Here is a 19,286-nt window from a genome sequence, read left to right as displayed (position 1 = left end):
ACTATTATACATCAAACACTTATTTTCTCGTATACAATTCGCGAATAGCATTGTAAACATCTTCACCTTGTTTTTTCAGTGTAGTGACAGAGCGTCCTTTGTTTAAAGGAATATTGCGAATAGTTTCGTGAGTCAAGGCATTGAATCCATAAGTTTTAATCAAATAAATACGCGACATTCCAGGACTTCCTTCTGACAATTTAAAATTTCCTTTTTGCCAGATATCATGAACAGCAATTTGGTTGATAAGTTGCCCCTGCATTTCAAAGAAATCTAGATCAACAAAAAATCTTGGAACTCGGTAGATAAAATCATCAACAAAACTACCGTGCATATCGAGAACAGTAACAACATTTTTATCATCAATATTTTGCAAAAGATGTTGTAAGTGAGTGCGAATAGCAACAATTTCATCCGTTGCACTTCCTCCCCAACAACGATTCAAATCTTTACCATTGCTGTTGTATCTCGTACGCTTTTCTGCGCCATCAGGATTGATCATTGGGTACAAAATAAGTTGAAAATTCCCTAACCACTCTTTATCGGCAAACACCTTTTCCACAAATCCTTCAACAATCCAATTTGCAGTTCCTTCATCTCCGTGGTGGCGACAAAACATCACCACGGTTTTTTTATTTGCCTTGAGTTCCTTAGGAATAACAGCATACAAATCGCGTTGTTGTAAACTTTTACCAATAGTTATTTGCTCATAATTGTTTTGCTTAAAAGTTTCATTGTAACTATTTAGAAAAGTATTTAAGCGAGCATAATCATAATACTGCACATATTTTTTGTTATAGTCATCTCGTTCACGTGGTGGCAAAACGTGAACATTATACTTTTTATTTAGTTCAAGTTTAACCTCGGTAACAGGTACAAAACGCTTTTCTATTTCAACATAGATTTGCATCCCTGCGTCGAGAGATTTAATTTCTTTTCCTGTCAATGTCACTTCATGAACACATTCAGCGAAACATACGGGAAATATTAAGAATGCAACGATAATATATTTTATCATTTTTCGACCCCTCTTACTTACTACTGGATATTTCTTGATATAGTTTTTCTAAAACAGATAACATTTCTTCTGAATCACGGTATCTACGTGTTGGTTTTATGCTCAACATTGTCATAATAACACTTGATACACTAGATGGTATTCTTGGCTCTAATTTGTCGGGAGCAGTAGGCGCTCTCTTTGTACGAATTCTAATTAAGTAGTCAAGTAAATCTTTACCTCCACGTCCATCATATGAATCTAAGTATGGAGGCATTCCTGTAAGCATGTGGTAATATGTAGAACCTAAACTGTAGATATCAGCGCGATAATCAATATTGTTATTCTTTAATCGCTCTGGCGAGATATAAGGATAACTACCAACAATAGTGTCGTCGCGAGTAATACTAATATCAGTAATACCACCTTCTGCTCGCGCGATCCCCAAATCGAGGAGTTTCACATGGTCATCTTTGGTAATTTGTATGTTTTCTGGCTTTATATCGCGATGTATTGTTTTGCGATCCCAAATATACTTTAATGCACGTGCTGTATGTAAAATAATTTTTGTTGCGTGAACAGGAGACAATATTCCATCGCGCGATGAATCGATAATTGTTTTAACACTTTGCCCTGTTAAAAACTCCATCATCATATAGAATTTTAACTCTGGTTTACCTTTTTCAATGGAACAAATTTGGCGAACATCGTAACCTTTTACAATGTTTGGATGATCGAACTGAATTAACATAACAGCTTCCAAAATAAAGCGGTTAATATCAGAAAGTGCACTAAACATTGTTGATTTAATAGCAACAATAAAGTTATCATTTAATCTACGTGCGCGGTAAACTTTCCCCATTGCCCCATGTCCAATTAAATCAAGAATTTCATAAAAATTCCCGCGGCTCCCGCTAAGCATAACACCTGGTTTAATATCTTCATCTATAGAATACTGTTGATTTAAGGTGTTGCCATAATCATCTAGAGGTTTTAACAGATAAGAAGATTTTCGTTCTTCTTCTTTCTTTGGAAATACAATCTTTAAACTTTGAATAGAACCTGGCTGCAAGACGATTTCTTCAGATGATCCTTCCGCTTTACCTTTTTCTAAGGCAGTAATGATCGGTTTTTGCTGTGCCTTAACAAACATAAAACTACGTTTAGTCTTTGCCATACCTTGCTTAAACTCGACACTCTCGTATTCTGGAATTCTCGCATTATGGTTACCCATATTACCTGCAGAAGAGGAAAAGTAAATCTTATGTATACCATTGTACGAAACATCCATCTGTCCATCTTTATAAGCACATAGTATAAGATAAAACGATTCTCCAACCTTTTCATTATTGTCATTTTCGGTTTTGATAATAAATGTACGAGGTTTTTCTGATAAAGAAAATGTACATTTTTCAATGACACTAAGTTCTTTCCCTGTACTAGAATCAGTTACCGTAGGTTCTATTTCTAAAACAATTTCACCCGTTTTAGCTTCTGAGTCGACATCGATATGATACGCCAACTGACTATGATTACTGCGTAGTAATGTTTTTGGATTATTTGGATGAGAGCTCACAGTAAAATAACTAGATATATCTTCTTCGGTTTCTTTGTCTATAAATTTAAAAGATACTTTCGATAAGTCTAGTGCTTGGTCGCTACAGTTTTGAACATCAAATGAAATAGGACAAACTAAGTCACCTTGAAATAGCTTTTCTACAAATTTAATTTCTTGTAACTCTACGTGAATTGGGCGTGGTTCCACTACAATAGCGTTGCTTTGTCCTTGCTTATCTTGGTAAGACGCAAAAAATTGATCTTCTTTTGGAAGAACGTCATTAATATTACCGCGATAAACAATTCCTAATTGAGTAAGATCAACGCTACCATTTTGAAATGTTGTATCAGGAATAGTATTGATAATATCTTGTTGCGGCAAATAAAATTCACCTTTACCACTTTGCGGCCGCAATTGTATACTTTCCTTAAAATCACTTTTGGTATTACCGTAGACATCTTTTGCAGTAATTACATTCTTACCTTGAAGTGGACTCTCATTGATTTGAGGTGTAGACAAATAAATGGCAAATTTCCCCAATTCTGCTGCTTTAATCTCTATTGTTCCTGATAAACCACTAGTACTACCTTGCTTTTCTTCTACCTCAATAACAACTTGTTCATCGGCATTAACAAAAGTAAAAACTTCTGCTGTACTTCCCGTACCTTCTTGAAATTCTAGCTCTAGTTCTGAAGGAATATTGCGCTCAACTCCATTTGGTGCAGGTTTCGCATTACTGTTAAACACCAATATTTTACTACCTTCATATTGTAAATCTTTCTCATTATCTCTTTCAGCATGAATTTTTATAGCAAAAGGTTTTCCTGCAGTAACACCTTTGGGAATATCAATGGAAAAAGAACGCCCAGAAGCTTCAACGAACCACCTAAAAGAGCGGTCACAGGTAATTTCTTTCCCTGAAGAATCCTGAAATTTTAGTTGCGTATTTATTTCTGTAGTCCCTTGCCCCGCATCATCTGCAATATTGATATTGTATTGTAACGAAGTGACACCTTTAGGAAGAGTTTCTAAGTTTTGTGGATGAGGTGCAACCTTGTAAGTGTTATCAGGAGAACCGTTTTGTACAAACGAAAAACTTGAACTACTTAATTTGACTTCGTTTCCATCATTACGAATCTTAATTTCAATTATGTAATTATTATTTGACAAAACCTGAGATGGAGACATCACTTCATCAATATGGAGATTTATTGGTCGCGCAAGTATTCTAAACTCGGGACTTTCATAAGTAGTGTTGTTTATAACACATACCAATTGAGCTTTTTGTGGTAAAACTTGGGAAGATACACAGTCTATTTTAAGTTGTTGATGAGAAAGATTAAGAATTCCATTTTCAAACAAATGACCTTCTAAAACTGTTTTTGGTTGATCATTCATATCGTAAATTTGACCATCAACACCAGACAAGGTAACCTGAACATGATTTTTGAAATTCGGAATTAGATTTCCATATTTATCTAGAGTGTGGATAGCATTTTCACCAATCAGCACTTCACCAACGCGAATATTAGGCGCTATCCTAAAATCTAAAGAATCAATAGTATCAGCTTGTAATTGTATTTTAGAGGTGGAAGTTTGCATTTTTCCATCAGTTGTTCTAAAATAAATAGATGGCTGTTCCAATGTATTTGTTAGAAAAAAAACAGGCTCAGTATGCGCTTCACCGTTTACAAAATTTACAGCTATACTATCAGGTATTTGGTGTAAATCACCATTTTTTGATGCTGTAGCATTCGTAGTACAAAGAAAAGTGATGGAACCATTAAATGACTGGTCGCGAACATCTTCGCGAAGAACTTCAAGCTTTAAAGCAAATTGTTTTCCTGCGGTCTCAACATTTTTATTTTGCGTGGTGATAACAATCGAACGTTCTTTTTCCTCTACAAGCCATTGTATTGCGTTAGAAGATCTCAGAGGAATATTTTCTTTATCTATGCCTGCAACAGTGACTTCTATTGTTGTCATTCCCGAGGGCGCTTCTTTTCCCGTTTTTACATTAAAAGTTGCAAGAAAAGGAACAAAAGGCAACAATTCTTCTGTATGGTTGTTTACAGGAGTCACCACATAGTGAGAAGATACATCATGTTCATTTTGAAAATTAAAAAGTATAGTTGATATACTTGCTGATTTGTTACCTTTATTTTCTATTTCTAAAGAAATTTGGTAACTCAAATCTCTATCTACTTTTTCTGGGGCAGTAATACGATTAATACACAACTCTGCTGGCTTTGGTGTTATTATTATTTTTTCACTTGTACTTATTACATCGCCGTAAACTATTTTTAACTGCTCTTCTTTAGGAAGCTTTTCACTTACATCTGCCCGATAACAAGCTTGTAAGGTTGTTAAATCAGCAATTCCTTTTTTGAAACTTTCGGCAGGAATAATTCCTGCTTCGTCACCAAAAGCAATCAAACCTTTTCCACTAGCAGATAGAATTTCACAGTTTTCTGCGAAATTTGGATTTAAGTTGCCGAAGGCATCCATTGCCATAACAAAGTTTTTACCTGCAAAGAGCTCCATATTTCTTTGTGTAGGTTCAAGAACAAACCAAAAACTCGCCAGTTCACTTGCTTTTACATCAAAAGAAAGCTCTCCTTTTGCTCCTCCAGGAGCACTATCTTCTATTTTCAACACTGGTTTTTCTTGTGCGTTTGTAAAAGAAACTTGTCCAACAACTTCAGCAACTCCGTTATTAAACTCTACATCCACAAATGAAGGAATAAATGGTTCAGAAGCATTTGCTGAAGGCGACGCATTTGATTCAAAATGTAATCTTTTTTTCCCATGGTAACTCGTATCTAAAACATTACTAAGATAGCAAGCAAATGTCAGTGAAATGTTATCTCCTGCAACAATTTTATTCTCGTCTGTAGAACTTACACTAAAGACGCGTCCAGAAGGTTCAATATACAACTGTTGCGAATGCCTTTTTTTTGCGCGAAATACAGATGTAGAATCCTGTGTTTCCAAATAAATTTCGATATTGTATTCGCCAAAAGGTGTATCTTGGTGAGGGTTAACTTGAAATTGTAATGTATTGCGCGCGGCAGCTTTTAATTCTCTTGTCCCTGCTGGAGCAGAAATGTCAAAAAAGTGATTTACTTGTTGACCATTCTGCTGAAAATCGATACTTAGTTTGGATATTTTTACATCCATAGACGATGAATTAAAAGCTTGTATTTCCATTGAAAAATTTTGGCCTTGCTCTATTGATTGTGGAGCATCCACTTTTTCAATAAATATTTCAAGAATATTATTTTCTATTACTATTTCAGAAGAAGTTGTTCCTTGGCCGTGGCACGAAACAACAAAACTTTCTTGACATGGGAGTAGTTTTTCTTGGGTTGTTGTGTAACTCAATTTTAGACTTGTTAAATCAATAATTCCGTTTTTGAAGTGATTTCCTGCAATAACAGATGAAGATTTACCATCAATGTAAAGTTCACCATTGTGACCAGACGGAGATATCGACACATCTTTATCAAAACCAGGAATAATATTACCAAATTTATCTACAGCTCGAATTTGGTTAATTCCTTGAAATAAACAGCCATTCATTTGTGGCGAAGTAAGATCAATAGCAAATCCTAAGAAAGCAGACGGCTCTAACTGAATGTAATCTGTATAGCCTTCTCCCACTCCACTATCTTTTTCCGTTGCCATAATTTGTGTAGAATCAGCACAATTATATAATATAAAATCGCTATCGCTCGTCGCAACCCCTTCGATAAATTCCATTTGCAATGTTTTTGGATACTGCGCTTCAATTCCAGAGCTCGTAGGAGTATCAGATATAGAAAAAGCGATATTGTAGTTTCCTGAAAAATCGGCATCAACCTCTCCGTTTTCCAAGCATGCCCATAATTGGACAGCAAATGGACTACCTGCTTTTTCACATAGTTCATTTTCTGTTACTACAGCAAAAACTCTGTTATAACCAATACTTGTCTGTACTCGTGTTTCTATCGCTGTAGGTTTTTTATCAGCATTATCTAGGCCACTTATTTTTATATGAATATTTACTTTTCCAGCAGGAGCATTTTCTGCTACTTCAAATACACACACGATAGTTACCGGCTCTTTTTCGCTTACAGTAGAAGAACTGCCATTGACATCTTTTATCGTAAAATAGGTATTTAAATCTTGACCACCTTTTTCAAAAGCCACATCAATACCTGTAATTTCCGCTTGCATACCAACATTGAGAATTTTCATTCTTATTTCGCAGCTTTGCGCACCTTGTTCCACCGATTGAGGGATAGAGATTTCTTCAATGATTAGTTCGGCTGGTTTAGGGATAGTGATTTCTGTTCCGCAACTCCAGCAACTACAAATTTTCCCTCGTAGTTTAAGTGGAATATTGAGATTGGCACTACAAGCAGGACAAGGCATCTCTAACCTTTTAGATTTGCGAGCAGGTACTTTTAGAAAAGTATTGCAGTAATTACATTTTATGATGCGTTCAACGTCACTTGGAATAACGCTCAATGTTTTAGAACAGTTTGAACAGTTAATAGAAATTTCTCCGCTCATTTGCGTGTTCTCCCAGCCCTAGGGGGTTAATTTTATATGTTTGAAGATTCGTAATGATATTGGCTTAAATTATCATATTTTACGGTACATGTTAATGTTCTACAGAGTTACTAACTAATTACTTATACTGTGGTACTCGTTCAGGGAACATGTTTTTGACGTATTTTTTCAAAGTCAAATTTGTTGGTCCATAACCATCGTCGTATAAAAAATGCTCCAGATCTGTTCCCATTTCACCAGCTGTTTGGTAGCGTTTTTCTAAATCGCGATCTAAAGCTTTGTGAATAATTCGCTCTAGTTTTTCCGATATGTTAGGGCATTTTTCGCGAATAGGAGGAACATCTTCGCGCATAATTTTTTGCATCGTGATAATTGTTTCTTGGTTTCCAAAAAGTATTTCCCCACTCAGGAGCTCATAAAAGCATATCCCAAGAGAAAAGATATCTGAACGAGAATCTGTAACTTTGAAAGAAGCTTGCTCTGGAGACATATAAGGGACTTTTCCGTAAAGAACATCTCCCTCTTTATCCATATGGTGGACAGCTTTTGCTATACCAAAATCGGTTAATTTCACAATACCTTCAAAAGATATCATTATATTTTTCGGCGATACATCTCGGTGTACAATGTTTAATAAATCGCCCTCAGAATCTCTTTTGTTATGCGCATATTCAAGCGCGCGGCAAACACGACTTATTAAAAATGCACTTATATCTTCAGGAGTAACTTCTTGTATAGCAGTATGTCTTTCTTGGAAATCTTGAAGATTTACACCGTTAATGTATTCCATTGCAATGTAGAAAGAGTTCTGGAATTTCCCAAGCTGATAAACTTGAGTGATATTCTCATGTATTAAGTCGGCAACTAGTTTAGCTTCACTAATAAACATATCCACAAACTCTTTGTCTTCCGCTGCATCTTCCATTAAAGTTTTTATAGCCATTCTTTTTTTGAAATCTCTTGCCCCGATCTGGATGGCTTCATACACGGTTCCCATTCCTCCAGAGGCTATTTTTCTTACTATTTTTAGCTCATGGCCGTCATTTATTTCAAAAAGAGGTGTATCCATAATATTTTAATTTCTCAATAAATACTGATTTTACTGGATTTTCAAATTGAGACTTTACAAATAAAGGTAAAAATCTCAACATATTTTTTGACTGTAATTTTATGATTTTAAAATAACAATTCTTGTTTTAGAATTAAGACTGCATAGTCAATGAACAATTCTTTATTTTCATAACTAAAGTATACTAACAATCTACGTTTTGTAAAGCAATTTAAAGAAGCAAATTCATTTTTTTTCAAGCTCTCTTGCTCTTTCATAATCTTTAATTGATTTTTCAAAATCAGCACTATTTTGGTTTTTGTCGCCGAGATAACGATAAGCTTGACTTCGACCATCGAAAGCTTCCGTGAAATCGGGTTTATACTCAATAGCTTTATCAAATTCTTTAATTGCAAGAGCCCAATCTTTTAAACCCATGTAAGAGTGTCCCTTGCGAAAGTAAGCTGGTGCATATTTTTTGTCTATTTTGAGAACACGGCTATATTCTTGTAAAGCTTTTTGATAGTCTTTATACACCTGGTATATATCACCGATACTAATATAAGCTTCTTTCATCTTAGCATAATCTTCAATAGCTTTTTCAAAAGACTTAATCGCCTCTTCTAACTTGTGTTTACGAATAAAAAGCCGTCCTTCTTCCATATGTTTTCTGGCTTTTAAATATTGAGGACGTTCGTTTTTGGGAACGTTATATAGTTCTAAATCAACTGCCCCAAAAAACAACAACCAAATTAGAGCACTAAAAGTAACAATTCCCCAAACCACAGCCCCAATAGTTTTTTTGTTCTTTTTTATTTTTCGCCCAAGACGATAAACAAGGCTTGATCTACGAGCACTAATTGCCTCGCCTTTTAAATAGTTATCCAAATCTTCAGCTAAGTCTTTAGCTGAAGCATAGCGCATTTCTGGAACTTTCTCCATGCATTTTAAGCATATAATTTCGAGATCTTTATCGGCCTTACGATTTATTTTTCTCGGCGGGATAGGATCATCATTAACAATTTTATGGTAAAGTTCGATAAGAGTACTTCCATTGAATGGATAACGTCCTGTTAATATTTCATACAAAATAACTCCAAGAGAATAAATATCAGATTTTCCACTAATTTCTTCTTCTCCTGTTGTTTGTTCTGGCGACATGTAAAAAGGTGTTCCAAGCGCTGACCCACTTTCTGTAAGCACTGTTTCTGCATCCAATTTTTTTGCCAAACCAAAGTCTGTTACTTTAGGTTCTCCGTCTTTAGAGACAATAATATTTGAGGGTTTAATGTCGCGATGTATAACTTTTTTTTGATGAGCATGTTCCAAAGCCAGGGCTATTTTCACTAAATATTCGAGAAGTTTTTTTCTTGGCTTTTTCTTTTTAATAAGCGCTTGCAGAGTTTCTCCATCTACAAAATCCATAGTAAAATAATGATGGTTATCTTGTTTGCCTATTTCGTAGATAGAAACAATATTTGGGTGTTGCAAACTTCCTGCGGCTTCCGCTTCTCTTTTAAATCTTAGGATTTCAGACTCCGACGCAGCAGTACCAGATAACAATAACTTGAGTGCAACAATTCGATTAAGATACATTTGACGTGCTTTGTAAACTACCCCCATTCCTCCACGAGCTATTTCCTCAATCAGCTCGTAAGAACCAAATCGACGCGTTTGTTGGGGTTGAGGCGTGTTAACTTGCGATCGAGATGGTTGCTGCGCTTCACGGCTAGCAACGTGAGCAGTTTGAGAGACGTTTAATGTCGCAGCATCCCCTTGTTGTTTTGTATATAAATTTTGTAATTGTTGCCGTACAAGATTATTAGCTTTAGAAAAATTTACGGGAGATAACACGCGATTTCTTACAAGTATTTGCCCTAATGTCGTATTTACAGGAGATAGAGGAGATGATTTTTCTTGTAATGCGTTTTGGATTTGCTCCTGAGAAGCTAAACGCCAATTTAAGAGAATCTGGATAAACACTCGTTCTTCCCACTGCGCACAAAAAGTATTAAAATCTGTTGTTCTGCTTGTATTCACCATAAGATTACCATTTCCTCTTAGAATAATTGCGTTTCAACATGATTATTCACTGTAAACTATGTTCGTTACTTTATCATCTTCGAAATATATAGCTCTTTTGCGAAATTCAGATTCCCAATATATCCAGATATCTTTGTCATACGGGTCTGTCGTTCTTGGAGGATAACCAAGAGAGATTATTGTTTGTCGTTTCGACATACCTCTCTTTACTTCACCTAAAGAAATACTTTCAACAATCTGCACATTCATTTTTTGAATGGATGCTTTAGGATCTTCTTCTAAAAAGTATTTATCAAATGCGTCTTTAAAGTTTGTTGTTTCATCCGCTTTCCAGTAGAGAATAAAATCATTATTGCTATTATCTGTTAAAATAGCTTCCTTTGTATACACTTCCTTCAACCGAAAAGTTGTCCCAACAGGAAGTAATTCACCTGATAAATAGTTCTGCCAATACAGATATTGTTTTTCAAATAAATGTAAATTTGTTTTTGTCCACAATTCTTTACCTAAATATTTTTGCGATTCAAGATCTTTTTGACGAGAGAGACTACCACAACCGAAGATAAGAAAAGTTATTGTGATAAAAAAATAAAATTTTGCCATGTTTTATACCTTGCGCTAGAAAATTATATATTATTTGTTGTTTTCAACCATGACAATAGAAGTTGCTCTTAAAATTAGGTGGACCTTAATAAAGCACGCTAATATGCTCTATGCATACCCAAAATAACTTCATTTTGTAAAAACCGAAACAGAAATACACCCTATTATTACTAATCAAATTTTATCATTCCACAGAATACTGTCAAGAGCGTTTCCTCTCGATAGTGAGTTTTGCGATTGACAAAGTAAAAATACATAAATAAAATAGATATCATATAGAAAAAAGCGCATAGCAGTTGTTGTTTATTTTGTCGAAAGAGTTGTATATGGGTGAAAGCACTGTATCGACCTCTGAAGGAAAAAAGTACATCATTTTGTTTGGACAACCTAATAAGAAGAAGATAATTCCAACAAAGCAATCTGAAGTACTACTGAAATCCCTACAGCAAAGTTCTGAGGTAGAAAAAAAAGATTCAAATTACGAAATTTTTGAAGACACCATCGAATACCAGTTCGATCCAGAGAGAGATTTGGAGCCAGAAAACAAAACGATTTATACGAATTTTATTCGCGGCCTCAAAAAAATATTTGTTATGTTTACTCCAGGAAAAAAACGCCAAAAAAGTCAAGGCCGAAAAGGTTAGGGCACTCCAAGCCCTAAACTTTTTTAAACTAGAGTACCACATTCAAATTTTTATACAATATTTTCAAGTTTATGAAATAATGAATGTGGTGTACTCTAGGTAAAGTAATCAAGCAAAATTTTTGTTGATTGCTGTACAGTTTGTTGATGAGCTCTACCCAAAACTAGGGCATGTCCCTAATTAACTCATTTTTCTTTATTTTAGTATGTAGAATGTATGCACAGTAAATATGATTTATTGCTTGGTAAAGTAGCAATTGCTACAAAAACTTTAAGTAAACAGGATTTACGACTTTGCTTAGAAGCACAAGAGCATCAAGGTACTCACTTAGGTATTGTGATGTTAAAAAAGAAGTTCGTTAATGAACAGAATCTAGAAAAGTTAATCAAGCAACAACAAAAAAAAATAAATGTAACACAAAGCCGAGAAAAAGGCGAAGATCTCGTAATGTGTCGTTTGTTATTACGCAAAAACCTCGTTGAGGTTGAACGTTTGGAAAAATATGTGCGTAAGCAACAACAATATAGAGATCGAGGTACAAGTACTTCGCTTATTGAACTTCTTTTGAATAATCAAGAGATGTCATTGGTAAAACTATTAGAAACTTATCATTCTATTTCTTCAGAAACCTTAGCATGTCCTGGTTGCCAAAAAAACTTTCGTTTGATGCATTTAGGCCCAGGAAAAAAAGTACGATGCAAGCACTGCAAAACAGTATTTGGTGCTCCTACTATTGAACAAGAAATTTCAGCATGCAAGCGTGGACAAGAGATTTCTCAGGCTGTTATAGAAAAAGAAATTTTTGGTAACTACGAACTTTTAGAACAAATCGCTGAAGGTGGCATGGGAATTGTATACCGTGGGCAAAAAAAATCTACTGGGCAAATTGTCGCAATAAAAGTTCTTGGCGAAGGCCATCGAACTTCACGAGAAGCTCAAGAGCGTTTCGCACGTGAAGCAAGAACTCTTGAAATGCTGAAACATCCCAACATAGTATCAATACTAGAAGTCGGTATTGAAAATGAAATTCCGTACTTTTGTATGGATTTTATTGAAGGGGAAGCTCTTTCGGATATCATTAGCCGTGGACCTTTAGAAATTGATAGGGCAGTATCTATCGTCAAGGATATTTGTGGCGGTCTAGAATACGCTCATAAACTCGGAGTAGTGCATCGTGATATAAAATCTTCCAATATACTAATTAATAAAGACGGTACTCCAAAAATCACTGATTTTGGTTTGGCCAAATGTATGGACTCTATCACCGTAATTACGCGTACAGGTTCTTTGCTTGGAACTCCATCGTACATGTCTCCAGAACAAGCTAAAGGACAATTAGGTCGTATAGGGCCAAGAAGTGACATATATTCGCTGGGTGTTGTTTTTTATAAAATGTTAACAGGAAAAAACCCTTTCGAAGGAGATAGTACAGTTGAGATATACCAAAACATCTTAACCGTCGACCCTCCACCACCAAGTAGTGATCGTCCTGAAATTAGTAAAAAAATAGATCAAATTTGTATGAAGTGCCTAAAAAAAGATGCTTTTCAAAGGTTTAAAACCGCCGATTCTTTGGCAAAAGAATTGTTTAAAATGGACGAAAAACAGAGCATGTGGCAAATTTTCACAAACCTTTTCAAAGGAAAGAAACGCGATCAATGAAAATATGCGTAACAATAAACGGCCAAAAATATGAAAGAGATGTTGAACCGCGAACACTTCTAAGTGACTTTTTACGCCATGAGTTAGAACTAACAGGTACTCACGTAGGTTGCGAACATGGTGTATGCGGAGCTTGTACAATTTTATTAAACGGAGAAGCAATTAGATCTTGCATTATTTTTGCTGTCCAGGTTGATGGACAAGAGTTAACGACTGTTGAAGGGTTAGGAGAAATAGACAATCTCCATCCTATTCAAGAAGCCTTTCGCGAAAAACACGCGTTACAATGTGGCTTTTGTACTCCTGGCTTTTTAATGACACTTGTTCCTTTTTTAAAGGAAAACACTCAACCAAGTGAACAGGAAATTCGCGAAGCAATATCAGGTAATCTATGCCGTTGTACTGGATACCAAAACATAGTAGAAGCTGTAAAATTGGCAGCAAAAAAGTAATTTTTGACATAAGGAGCAATTTGTGGCTACAAGATATTTTGGACAGCGCATTCGTCGCAATGAAGATCCTCGTCTTCTAACTGGACAAGCACTGTTTACAGATGATGTAAATTTACCTAACATGTTACATGTTGCCTTCTACCGCAGTGACTATGCACATGGGAAAATCATTAGTATAAACACCGAAGAGGCTAAAAAGCGCAAAGGTGTTATTGGCGTTTACACAGCAGAAGATCTAGGCGATTATTGGCAGAGAGGACCTCTTCTTGTTCCTCCGCCACCTATAAAAGATATTGTATTCAATGAAAGAACACAAGTTCCACTTGCAAAAGATAAAATTTGTCACGCAGGTGAAGCTGTTGTTATGGTTGTCGCTGAAAGCCGCTACATTGCAGAAGATGCCGTTGAGGATTTAGAAGTCGATATTGATCCAATAGATGCGGTTGTAGATATCGAAAAAGCTCTTAGTGATGAAAGTCCTTTAGTACATGATGATATCGCCAAAAATATGGCAGCGCATGTAGTCCAAGAAAAAGGAAGTTATTCTGCCATTCGCGACCAAGCAGATGTTGTGATTTCAAAAAAATTCCTCTATGATCGCGGAACCGCAGCAGCAATGGAAAATAGAGGTGTTGTTGCCAATTGGGACGAAAGAAACCAACAACTCACTATCTGGGATACAACACAAGCTCCAATTCCTATTCGCAATGGTTTAGCTAGTATGTTAGGTCTTTCCCAATCGCAGGTTCGCGTAATTGCGCCATTTATCGGTGGTGGTTTTGGCCCTAAAATTATGATGTTCTATCCTGAAGAAGTTCTTATTCCTTGGGTGTCAAAAAAACTCAAACGACCTGTCAAATGGATCGAAGATCGCGAAGAAAACTTTTTTTCTACTACCCAAGAACGCGGGCAAGTTCACGAAGCTGAAATTGCTGTAAGCAGTGATGGTAAGATATTGGGAGTTCGCGATGTATTTATACACGACGCAGGTGCGTATGCCCCATACGGTTTAACAGTTCCTATCAATAGCCAGTGTACTTTATTAGGTTGTTACCATGTACCTAACTATTACAGTGAATTTACAGCTGTTTTTACCAACAAACCAATTGTAACTCCATACAGAGGTGCTGGACGACAGCATGGTGTTTTTGTCATGGAACGCCTATTAGATCTCGCAGCCCAAAAACTAGGAATTACACCTGTTGAAATTCGCAGTAAAAACTTCATCCAACAAGAAGACTTTCCATACAACAACGAAATAATCTACCAAGATTTTTCTCCTTTAATTTATGATAGTGGAAACTACGCCCCTGCTTTAAAACGTGCTGTTGAATTAATTGAATACGATAAATTTATCAAAGAAGAACAGCCACGACTACTCAAAGAGGGAAAACGCTTAGGAATAGGAATTGTTTCCTACGTAGAAGGAACAGGTATTGGTCCATACGAAGGCGCACGTGTCACCGTAGAACCAAGCGGAAAAATAAATTTAGTAACTGGTATTGGTACACAAGGCCAAGGTCACTTTACTTCTTTTGCGCAAATTGTTTCGGAAGTATTAGATGTCCCTGTTGCAGATGTACGAGTTGTTACAGGAGATACGCTAGAGTTTGGGTGGGGCTCAGGAACTTTTGCTAGTCGCGGCGCTGTAGTTGCTGGAAGTGCCTGTCACGAAGCTGCTATTGCCGTTAAAAAGAAAATTAAAAAATTAGCGAGTGAAGTACTAGAGGCTAGCGAAGAAGATCTGGAAGTAGGTAATGGTAAAGTACAAGTAAAAGGTGTTCCAGATGCGTCAATTTCACTAGGAGAACTAGCGGCACGTGCTAACCCTCTACGTGGTGCTGTAAAACCGGGAACAGAACCAGGGCTCGAAGCCACATCTTATTTTGGACCATCGCGGGGAACAACTGCTAGTGGAGTTCATGCCATTATAGTTAGCGTTGATCCTGAGACATTTCTAGTTAACATAGAAAGATACATTGTAGTACACGACTGCGGAAGAGTAATTAATCCAATGATTCTCGATGGCCAAATACAAGGTGGAGTTGCACAAGGTATTGGCAATGCTTTTTATGAACAGTTGTGCTTTGACGAGAATGGTCAATTATTAAATGCTTCCTTTATGGACTATTTGATACCAACTTCGTTAGATGTTCCGAAAATAGAAGGTGACCATATAGAAACACCTTCACCACTTAATCCTTTGGGGGTAAAAGGTGCTGGAGAAGCAGGATCTATACCTGTAGGTGCACTCTATGCACAGGCAATCGAAAATGCTTTTCGCGATTGTGACTTAGAAATTTTAGAAATCCCTCTAAGTCCTAATAGATTATACGAGCTATGTTCTCAAGCTAAAGAATGTGGTGAAAAATAAACGAAGTTCTCAAGCTAAAGGGTGTAGTGGAAAAATTATTTCCATCGCGCCCTAAAAATCGCAAGTAAACAACATACTGAAGAGCTACTAAATTCTAAAAATTACACTCTTCAAATATTTTAATCAACAAGGAGCGACCATGAAGTTAGAAGGTGAATTTACTTTCAAAGGACCAAGGGAAGAGGTTTGGGACTTGTTACAAGATCCAGATGTCCTTATTACTGCTTTACCTGGAGCCAAAAAAATGGAGAAAACAGGTGATGATAAATACGAAGCAGAGATGGAAGTAAAAGTAGGACCTGTGTCTGGAACATTTTCAAGTAATATCGAGTTAAGTGACAAAGTAGAACCTGAAAGCTATAAAATGGTGGTAAATGGTAAAGGCAAGTCGGGATTTGTCAAAGGAAAAGCAACTATTTGCTTGGAAGAGAAAACCCAAGATGAAACTCTAATGAAATACACCGCTGATTTACAAGTGGGAGGTAAACTAGCAAGTGTAGGACAAAGACTTCTTGATACTGTTGGCAAAAGCATGGCTCGCCAAAGTTTGGAAGCAATGAATACCGCTCTTGAATATCAAATAGATCCGCGAGCCAAAACAGAATATATTCCGCCTTCTCAAGCGAAATTTGCGGCGGGAGTTGCAAAAGATGTAGCTGGAGATTCAATGAAAAATCCCAAATTTTGGACATTTATAATACTTGCAAGTGCTGGTATTGCGGCAACTATTTGGTATTTTACAAAATAAAAGAGTGTGCTTTCTAGAACTATAATTACAAAACATACTGTCATCCCTGCGGTTGGTTCTCTGAAACTACAATGCATATGCAATTTGATTTTAGGGCATGCCCCTAATAAATAATATAGGAATTTATATATGAAGCCTTCTGCATTCGAATATTACAAGCCTTCAACGATAGAAGAAGCTCTTGATTTAATGCATCAGTATGGATCTGAAGCAAAAATTCTAGCAGGTGGACAAAGTCTTGTTCCTGCAATGAATTTTAGACTTGCAGACCCCAGCATTCTCATAGATATTAATTTTTTAAACGACTTATCTTATATTAACGAACATCGCAAACACGGTTTACTTATTGGCGCTATGACTCGCCATGTTCAAGTAGAGAAAAGTTCTATTGTCGCTGAAAAATGTCCACTACTACACGAAACAATGCCATATATTGCGCATCCTCAAATTCGCAATCGTGGGACTATTGGTGGTAGCATAGTTCACGCAGATCCAGCAGCTGAGCTACCTGCAATTATGTTAGCATTAGATGCTAAGCTGCGCTTGCGCAGTAAAGATAACGAACGTTGGGTTGAAATCGCAGATTTCTTTACTGGTATGTTTGGAACAGCAATGACTGAAAATGAAATTCTAGTCGAAGTTGCCATTCCTCACAAACCAAAAAGATACGGATTTGCTTTTGATGAAGTTTCACGTCGTCACGGAGATTATGCTATGGCTGGTGTAGCGGTCAGTTTACGCGTTGACCGTAAAGGACGTTGCGAACAAGGAAAAATAGTATTTTTTAGCGTAGGAGATGCTCCAGTACTAGCAAACAATGCTTCAAAATTACTAGAAAAGGAACAATTGAGCGATGAGTTACTAGAAAACGTAGCAAATGTCGCTTCTGAACAAGATATTGAACCAGGTTCTGATATACACGCATCAGCAAAATATCGTCGCCACTTGGCAAAGGTTTTAACAAAAAAAACTTTGAAGCGAGCTTTTGACAGAGCACAAATGTAATGGATGAAAAAGTTTGGGATGAAACTCCTGTTGTTAGTGAACCGATCTACAAAATAGACGAAAGACCCTCATCATCAGTAGAAAGTATCTTATACGCATGGCAACATACTTTAGTTGATATTTCCCCTTTTGTTCTTCCTCTTGCTGTAGCTTCAGCAATGGAAATGTCACAAACTCAAGGAGCAAAATTTGTCAACTTTTGTTTATTTGCAATGGGAATTTCAACCTTAATTCAAACAACTTTTGGCAATCGACTTCCAATAATTCAAGGTCCCTCAGCAACACATACAGCTGTTTTAAAAACAGTAGGGCCTATTTGCGGTTCAGCAACAATGTGGTTCGCAATCTTTATTGGCGGTCTTTTTGAAATGTTGCTGGGAGTTGTAGGAGCCCTGCGATTTTTGCGGAAAATATTTCCTATCGCAGTATCTGGATGCGTGGTAACTTGTATTGGTTTATCTTTAGGGCAAGTTGCAATGGGATGGACAATCGGCAGCGGAGATCCTTCGCATTTAATGCTCGCTTGCTCTGTCATTGCAATGATTCTCGGTTTACAAATACTAGCAAAAAATATTTTGAACGGCTTACTTTCTAGAGCTGCAGTATTTATTTCTATTTGGGTTGTAGGGTTAGGCATTGCTAGTTTGTGGGGTATGGTAAACTGGGAAATCGTCGCACAAAAACCTTGGTTTTCTTTGCCTGAGATATACCCTTATCCTTTTTCTGGATTTTCTTGGAACGAAGCTTTTTTTGCGGCAATTGTAGGAATTATTGCTGGTTACACAGGTTCTATTCTTGAATCAATAGGAGATTACGCTGCGACTTGTGCTGCATGCGGTGAAACGTACAGAGTAAGCCATATGAATAGAGGGATTGCTGCTGAAGGATTTTCCTGTATGTTATCTGCCTTACTCGGTGCAATGCCATGCACAAGTTATAGCCAAAATATCGGCATCATCAATACTACGCGTATTGCAAGCCGTTTTGTTGTTCAAATTGCAGCAGTTATTTTAATATTATACGGTTTATGTCCTAAATTTGGTGCGTTACTTGTTGCAATGCCAAGATCAGTACTAGGTGCCGTTTTTGTCGTTGTTTGTGGTATGATTTGCGTATCGGGTATACGGCTCCTAGCTGCTGCCAAAAATACCCAGGAAAATTCTTTAATTATTGGAATCACACTTGTTTGTGCTTTATCAATTCCCTCTATTGTAAAAACCCAAAACTGGAATTTACCTCTAGCGGTAGAAATTTTAACAAGCAACACTGTAGTCGTAGCCGTTGTTGTTGGTGTGTTCCTAAACATAGTCCTAGGACGTCAACATTCATCTTCTTTGTAGATCTTCATCAATTAGAAAAAAGCACATTTTCATTTGTATTCTATACCTTATAAGTAATACAATATATAGTAACGATGATTGTTTTTTGCGACTCACTTAAAAAGAAACTATAAAACTTTTTTCTAAACCTGATTATAACGAGAGTCATCGTGAAGGTCACGCTAACGATCTAATTGATCATAGCCTCTAATAAAAACCTAAACGTTCCAAGCAAAAATATTAAAAAAGCAAAAGAATCCTTAAATGAGTGTATAG

General features: G+C 36.5%; 12 protein-coding genes. 7 read left to right on the top strand and 5 right to left on the bottom strand.

Annotated elements, in window-relative coordinates:
• Positions 1 to 19: 19 nt before the first annotated feature.
• The 5 genes from UABHE_RS17685 to UABHE_RS17665 all read right to left on the bottom strand — a co-directional run bounded on the left by UABHE_RS17685 (position 20) and on the right by UABHE_RS17665 (position 10,806).
• A complete protein-coding gene (locus UABHE_RS17685) occupies positions 20 to 1,018 on the bottom strand; it encodes a succinylglutamate desuccinylase/aspartoacylase family protein (RefSeq protein ID WP_372364566.1) in 999 nt (332 codons plus the stop codon).
• Positions 1,019 to 1,031: 13 nt separating this feature from the next.
• Positions 1,032 to 7,112: a protein kinase gene (locus UABHE_RS17680; RefSeq protein WP_372364565.1), complete on the bottom strand. Its 6,081-nt coding sequence runs from the start codon at positions 7,110 to 7,112 to the stop codon at positions 1,032 to 1,034.
• Between the two features lie 118 nt (positions 7,113 to 7,230).
• Positions 7,231 to 8,181, bottom strand: a complete 951-nt coding sequence (locus UABHE_RS17675; protein WP_372364564.1) for a serine/threonine protein kinase — start codon at positions 8,179 to 8,181, stop codon at positions 7,231 to 7,233.
• Between the two features lie 225 nt (positions 8,182 to 8,406).
• On the bottom strand, positions 8,407 to 10,203 hold the full coding sequence (locus tag UABHE_RS17670) for a protein kinase (protein ID WP_372364563.1): 1,797 nt from the start codon (positions 10,201 to 10,203) through the stop codon (positions 8,407 to 8,409).
• A gap of 42 nt (positions 10,204 to 10,245) precedes the next feature.
• Positions 10,246 to 10,806: a hypothetical protein gene (locus tag UABHE_RS17665; RefSeq protein ID WP_372364562.1), complete on the bottom strand. Its 561-nt coding sequence runs from the start codon at positions 10,804 to 10,806 to the stop codon at positions 10,246 to 10,248.
• A 326-nt stretch (positions 10,807 to 11,132) separates the two neighbouring features.
• Here UABHE_RS17665 and UABHE_RS17660 point away from each other — a divergent pair, with 326 nt between their 5' ends.
• The 7 genes from UABHE_RS17660 (at position 11,133) to UABHE_RS17630 (ending at position 19,031) form a co-directional block, all read left to right on the top strand.
• Complete coding sequence (locus UABHE_RS17660) at positions 11,133 to 11,450, top strand: hypothetical protein (protein WP_372364561.1); 318 nt, start codon at positions 11,133 to 11,135, stop codon at positions 11,448 to 11,450.
• Positions 11,451 to 11,666: 216 nt separating this feature from the next.
• Positions 11,667 to 13,112 (top strand): protein kinase, encoded by a 1,446-nt coding sequence (locus UABHE_RS17655; protein WP_372364560.1) that lies wholly within the window; start codon positions 11,667 to 11,669, stop codon positions 13,110 to 13,112.
• Positions 13,109 to 13,564: a (2Fe-2S)-binding protein gene (locus UABHE_RS17650; RefSeq protein WP_372364559.1), complete on the top strand. Its 456-nt coding sequence runs from the start codon at positions 13,109 to 13,111 to the stop codon at positions 13,562 to 13,564. Before UABHE_RS17655 ends, UABHE_RS17650 begins: the two co-directional genes overlap by 4 nt.
• A gap of 22 nt (positions 13,565 to 13,586) precedes the next feature.
• Complete coding sequence (locus UABHE_RS17645; RefSeq protein ID WP_372364558.1) at positions 13,587 to 15,938, top strand: molybdopterin cofactor-binding domain-containing protein; 2,352 nt, start codon at positions 13,587 to 13,589, stop codon at positions 15,936 to 15,938.
• Between the two features lie 139 nt (positions 15,939 to 16,077).
• Complete coding sequence (locus tag UABHE_RS17640) at positions 16,078 to 16,686, top strand: carbon monoxide dehydrogenase subunit G (RefSeq protein WP_372364557.1); 609 nt, start codon at positions 16,078 to 16,080, stop codon at positions 16,684 to 16,686.
• Positions 16,687 to 16,815: 129 nt separating this feature from the next.
• Positions 16,816 to 17,691, top strand: a complete 876-nt coding sequence (locus tag UABHE_RS17635) for a xanthine dehydrogenase family protein subunit M (RefSeq protein ID WP_372364556.1) — start codon at positions 16,816 to 16,818, stop codon at positions 17,689 to 17,691.
• Positions 17,691 to 19,031 carry a uracil-xanthine permease family protein gene (locus UABHE_RS17630; RefSeq protein WP_372364555.1) on the top strand — a complete coding sequence of 447 codons (1,341 nt, stop codon included), beginning with the start codon at positions 17,691 to 17,693 and terminating at the stop codon, positions 19,029 to 19,031. The genes UABHE_RS17635 and UABHE_RS17630 overlap by 1 nt, the downstream gene beginning before the upstream one ends.
• The last annotated feature ends 255 nt before the right edge of the window (positions 19,032 to 19,286 follow it).

It is taken from the genome of Candidatus Uabimicrobium helgolandensis (genome assembly GCF_041508025.1).
Classification (GTDB): Bacteria; Planctomycetota; Uabimicrobiia; order Uabimicrobiales; family Uabimicrobiaceae; genus Uabimicrobium; species Uabimicrobium helgolandensis.
The sequence above is the reverse complement of the archived record's forward strand: the minus strand, read 5'-3'. Positions and strand labels throughout refer to the sequence as shown.

Bases quoted from the DNA above. Each gene is read 5' to 3' on its own strand.
- UABHE_RS17660 (WP_372364561.1), top strand. From the start codon at position 11,133: ATGGGTGAAAGCACTGTATCGACCTCTGAAGGAAAAAAGTACATCATT.
- UABHE_RS17665 (WP_372364562.1), bottom strand. From the start codon at position 10,806: ATGGCAAAATTTTATTTTTTTATCACAATAACTTTTCTTATCTTCGGT.
- UABHE_RS17630 (WP_372364555.1), top strand. From the start codon at position 17,691: ATGGATGAAAAAGTTTGGGATGAAACTCCTGTTGTTAGTGAACCGATC.
- UABHE_RS17680 (WP_372364565.1), bottom strand. From the start codon at position 7,112: ATGAGCGGAGAAATTTCTATTAACTGTTCAAACTGTTCTAAAACATTG.
- UABHE_RS17685 (WP_372364566.1), bottom strand. From the start codon at position 1,018: ATGATAAAATATATTATCGTTGCATTCTTAATATTTCCCGTATGTTTC.
- UABHE_RS17670 (WP_372364563.1), bottom strand. From the start codon at position 10,203: ATGGTGAATACAAGCAGAACAACAGATTTTAATACTTTTTGTGCGCAG.
- UABHE_RS17650 (WP_372364559.1), top strand. From the start codon at position 13,109: ATGAAAATATGCGTAACAATAAACGGCCAAAAATATGAAAGAGATGTT.
- UABHE_RS17675 (WP_372364564.1), bottom strand. From the start codon at position 8,181: ATGGATACACCTCTTTTTGAAATAAATGACGGCCATGAGCTAAAAATA.
- UABHE_RS17635 (WP_372364556.1), top strand. From the start codon at position 16,816: ATGAAGCCTTCTGCATTCGAATATTACAAGCCTTCAACGATAGAAGAA.
- UABHE_RS17640 (WP_372364557.1), top strand. From the start codon at position 16,078: ATGAAGTTAGAAGGTGAATTTACTTTCAAAGGACCAAGGGAAGAGGTT.
- UABHE_RS17655 (WP_372364560.1), top strand. From the start codon at position 11,667: ATGCACAGTAAATATGATTTATTGCTTGGTAAAGTAGCAATTGCTACA.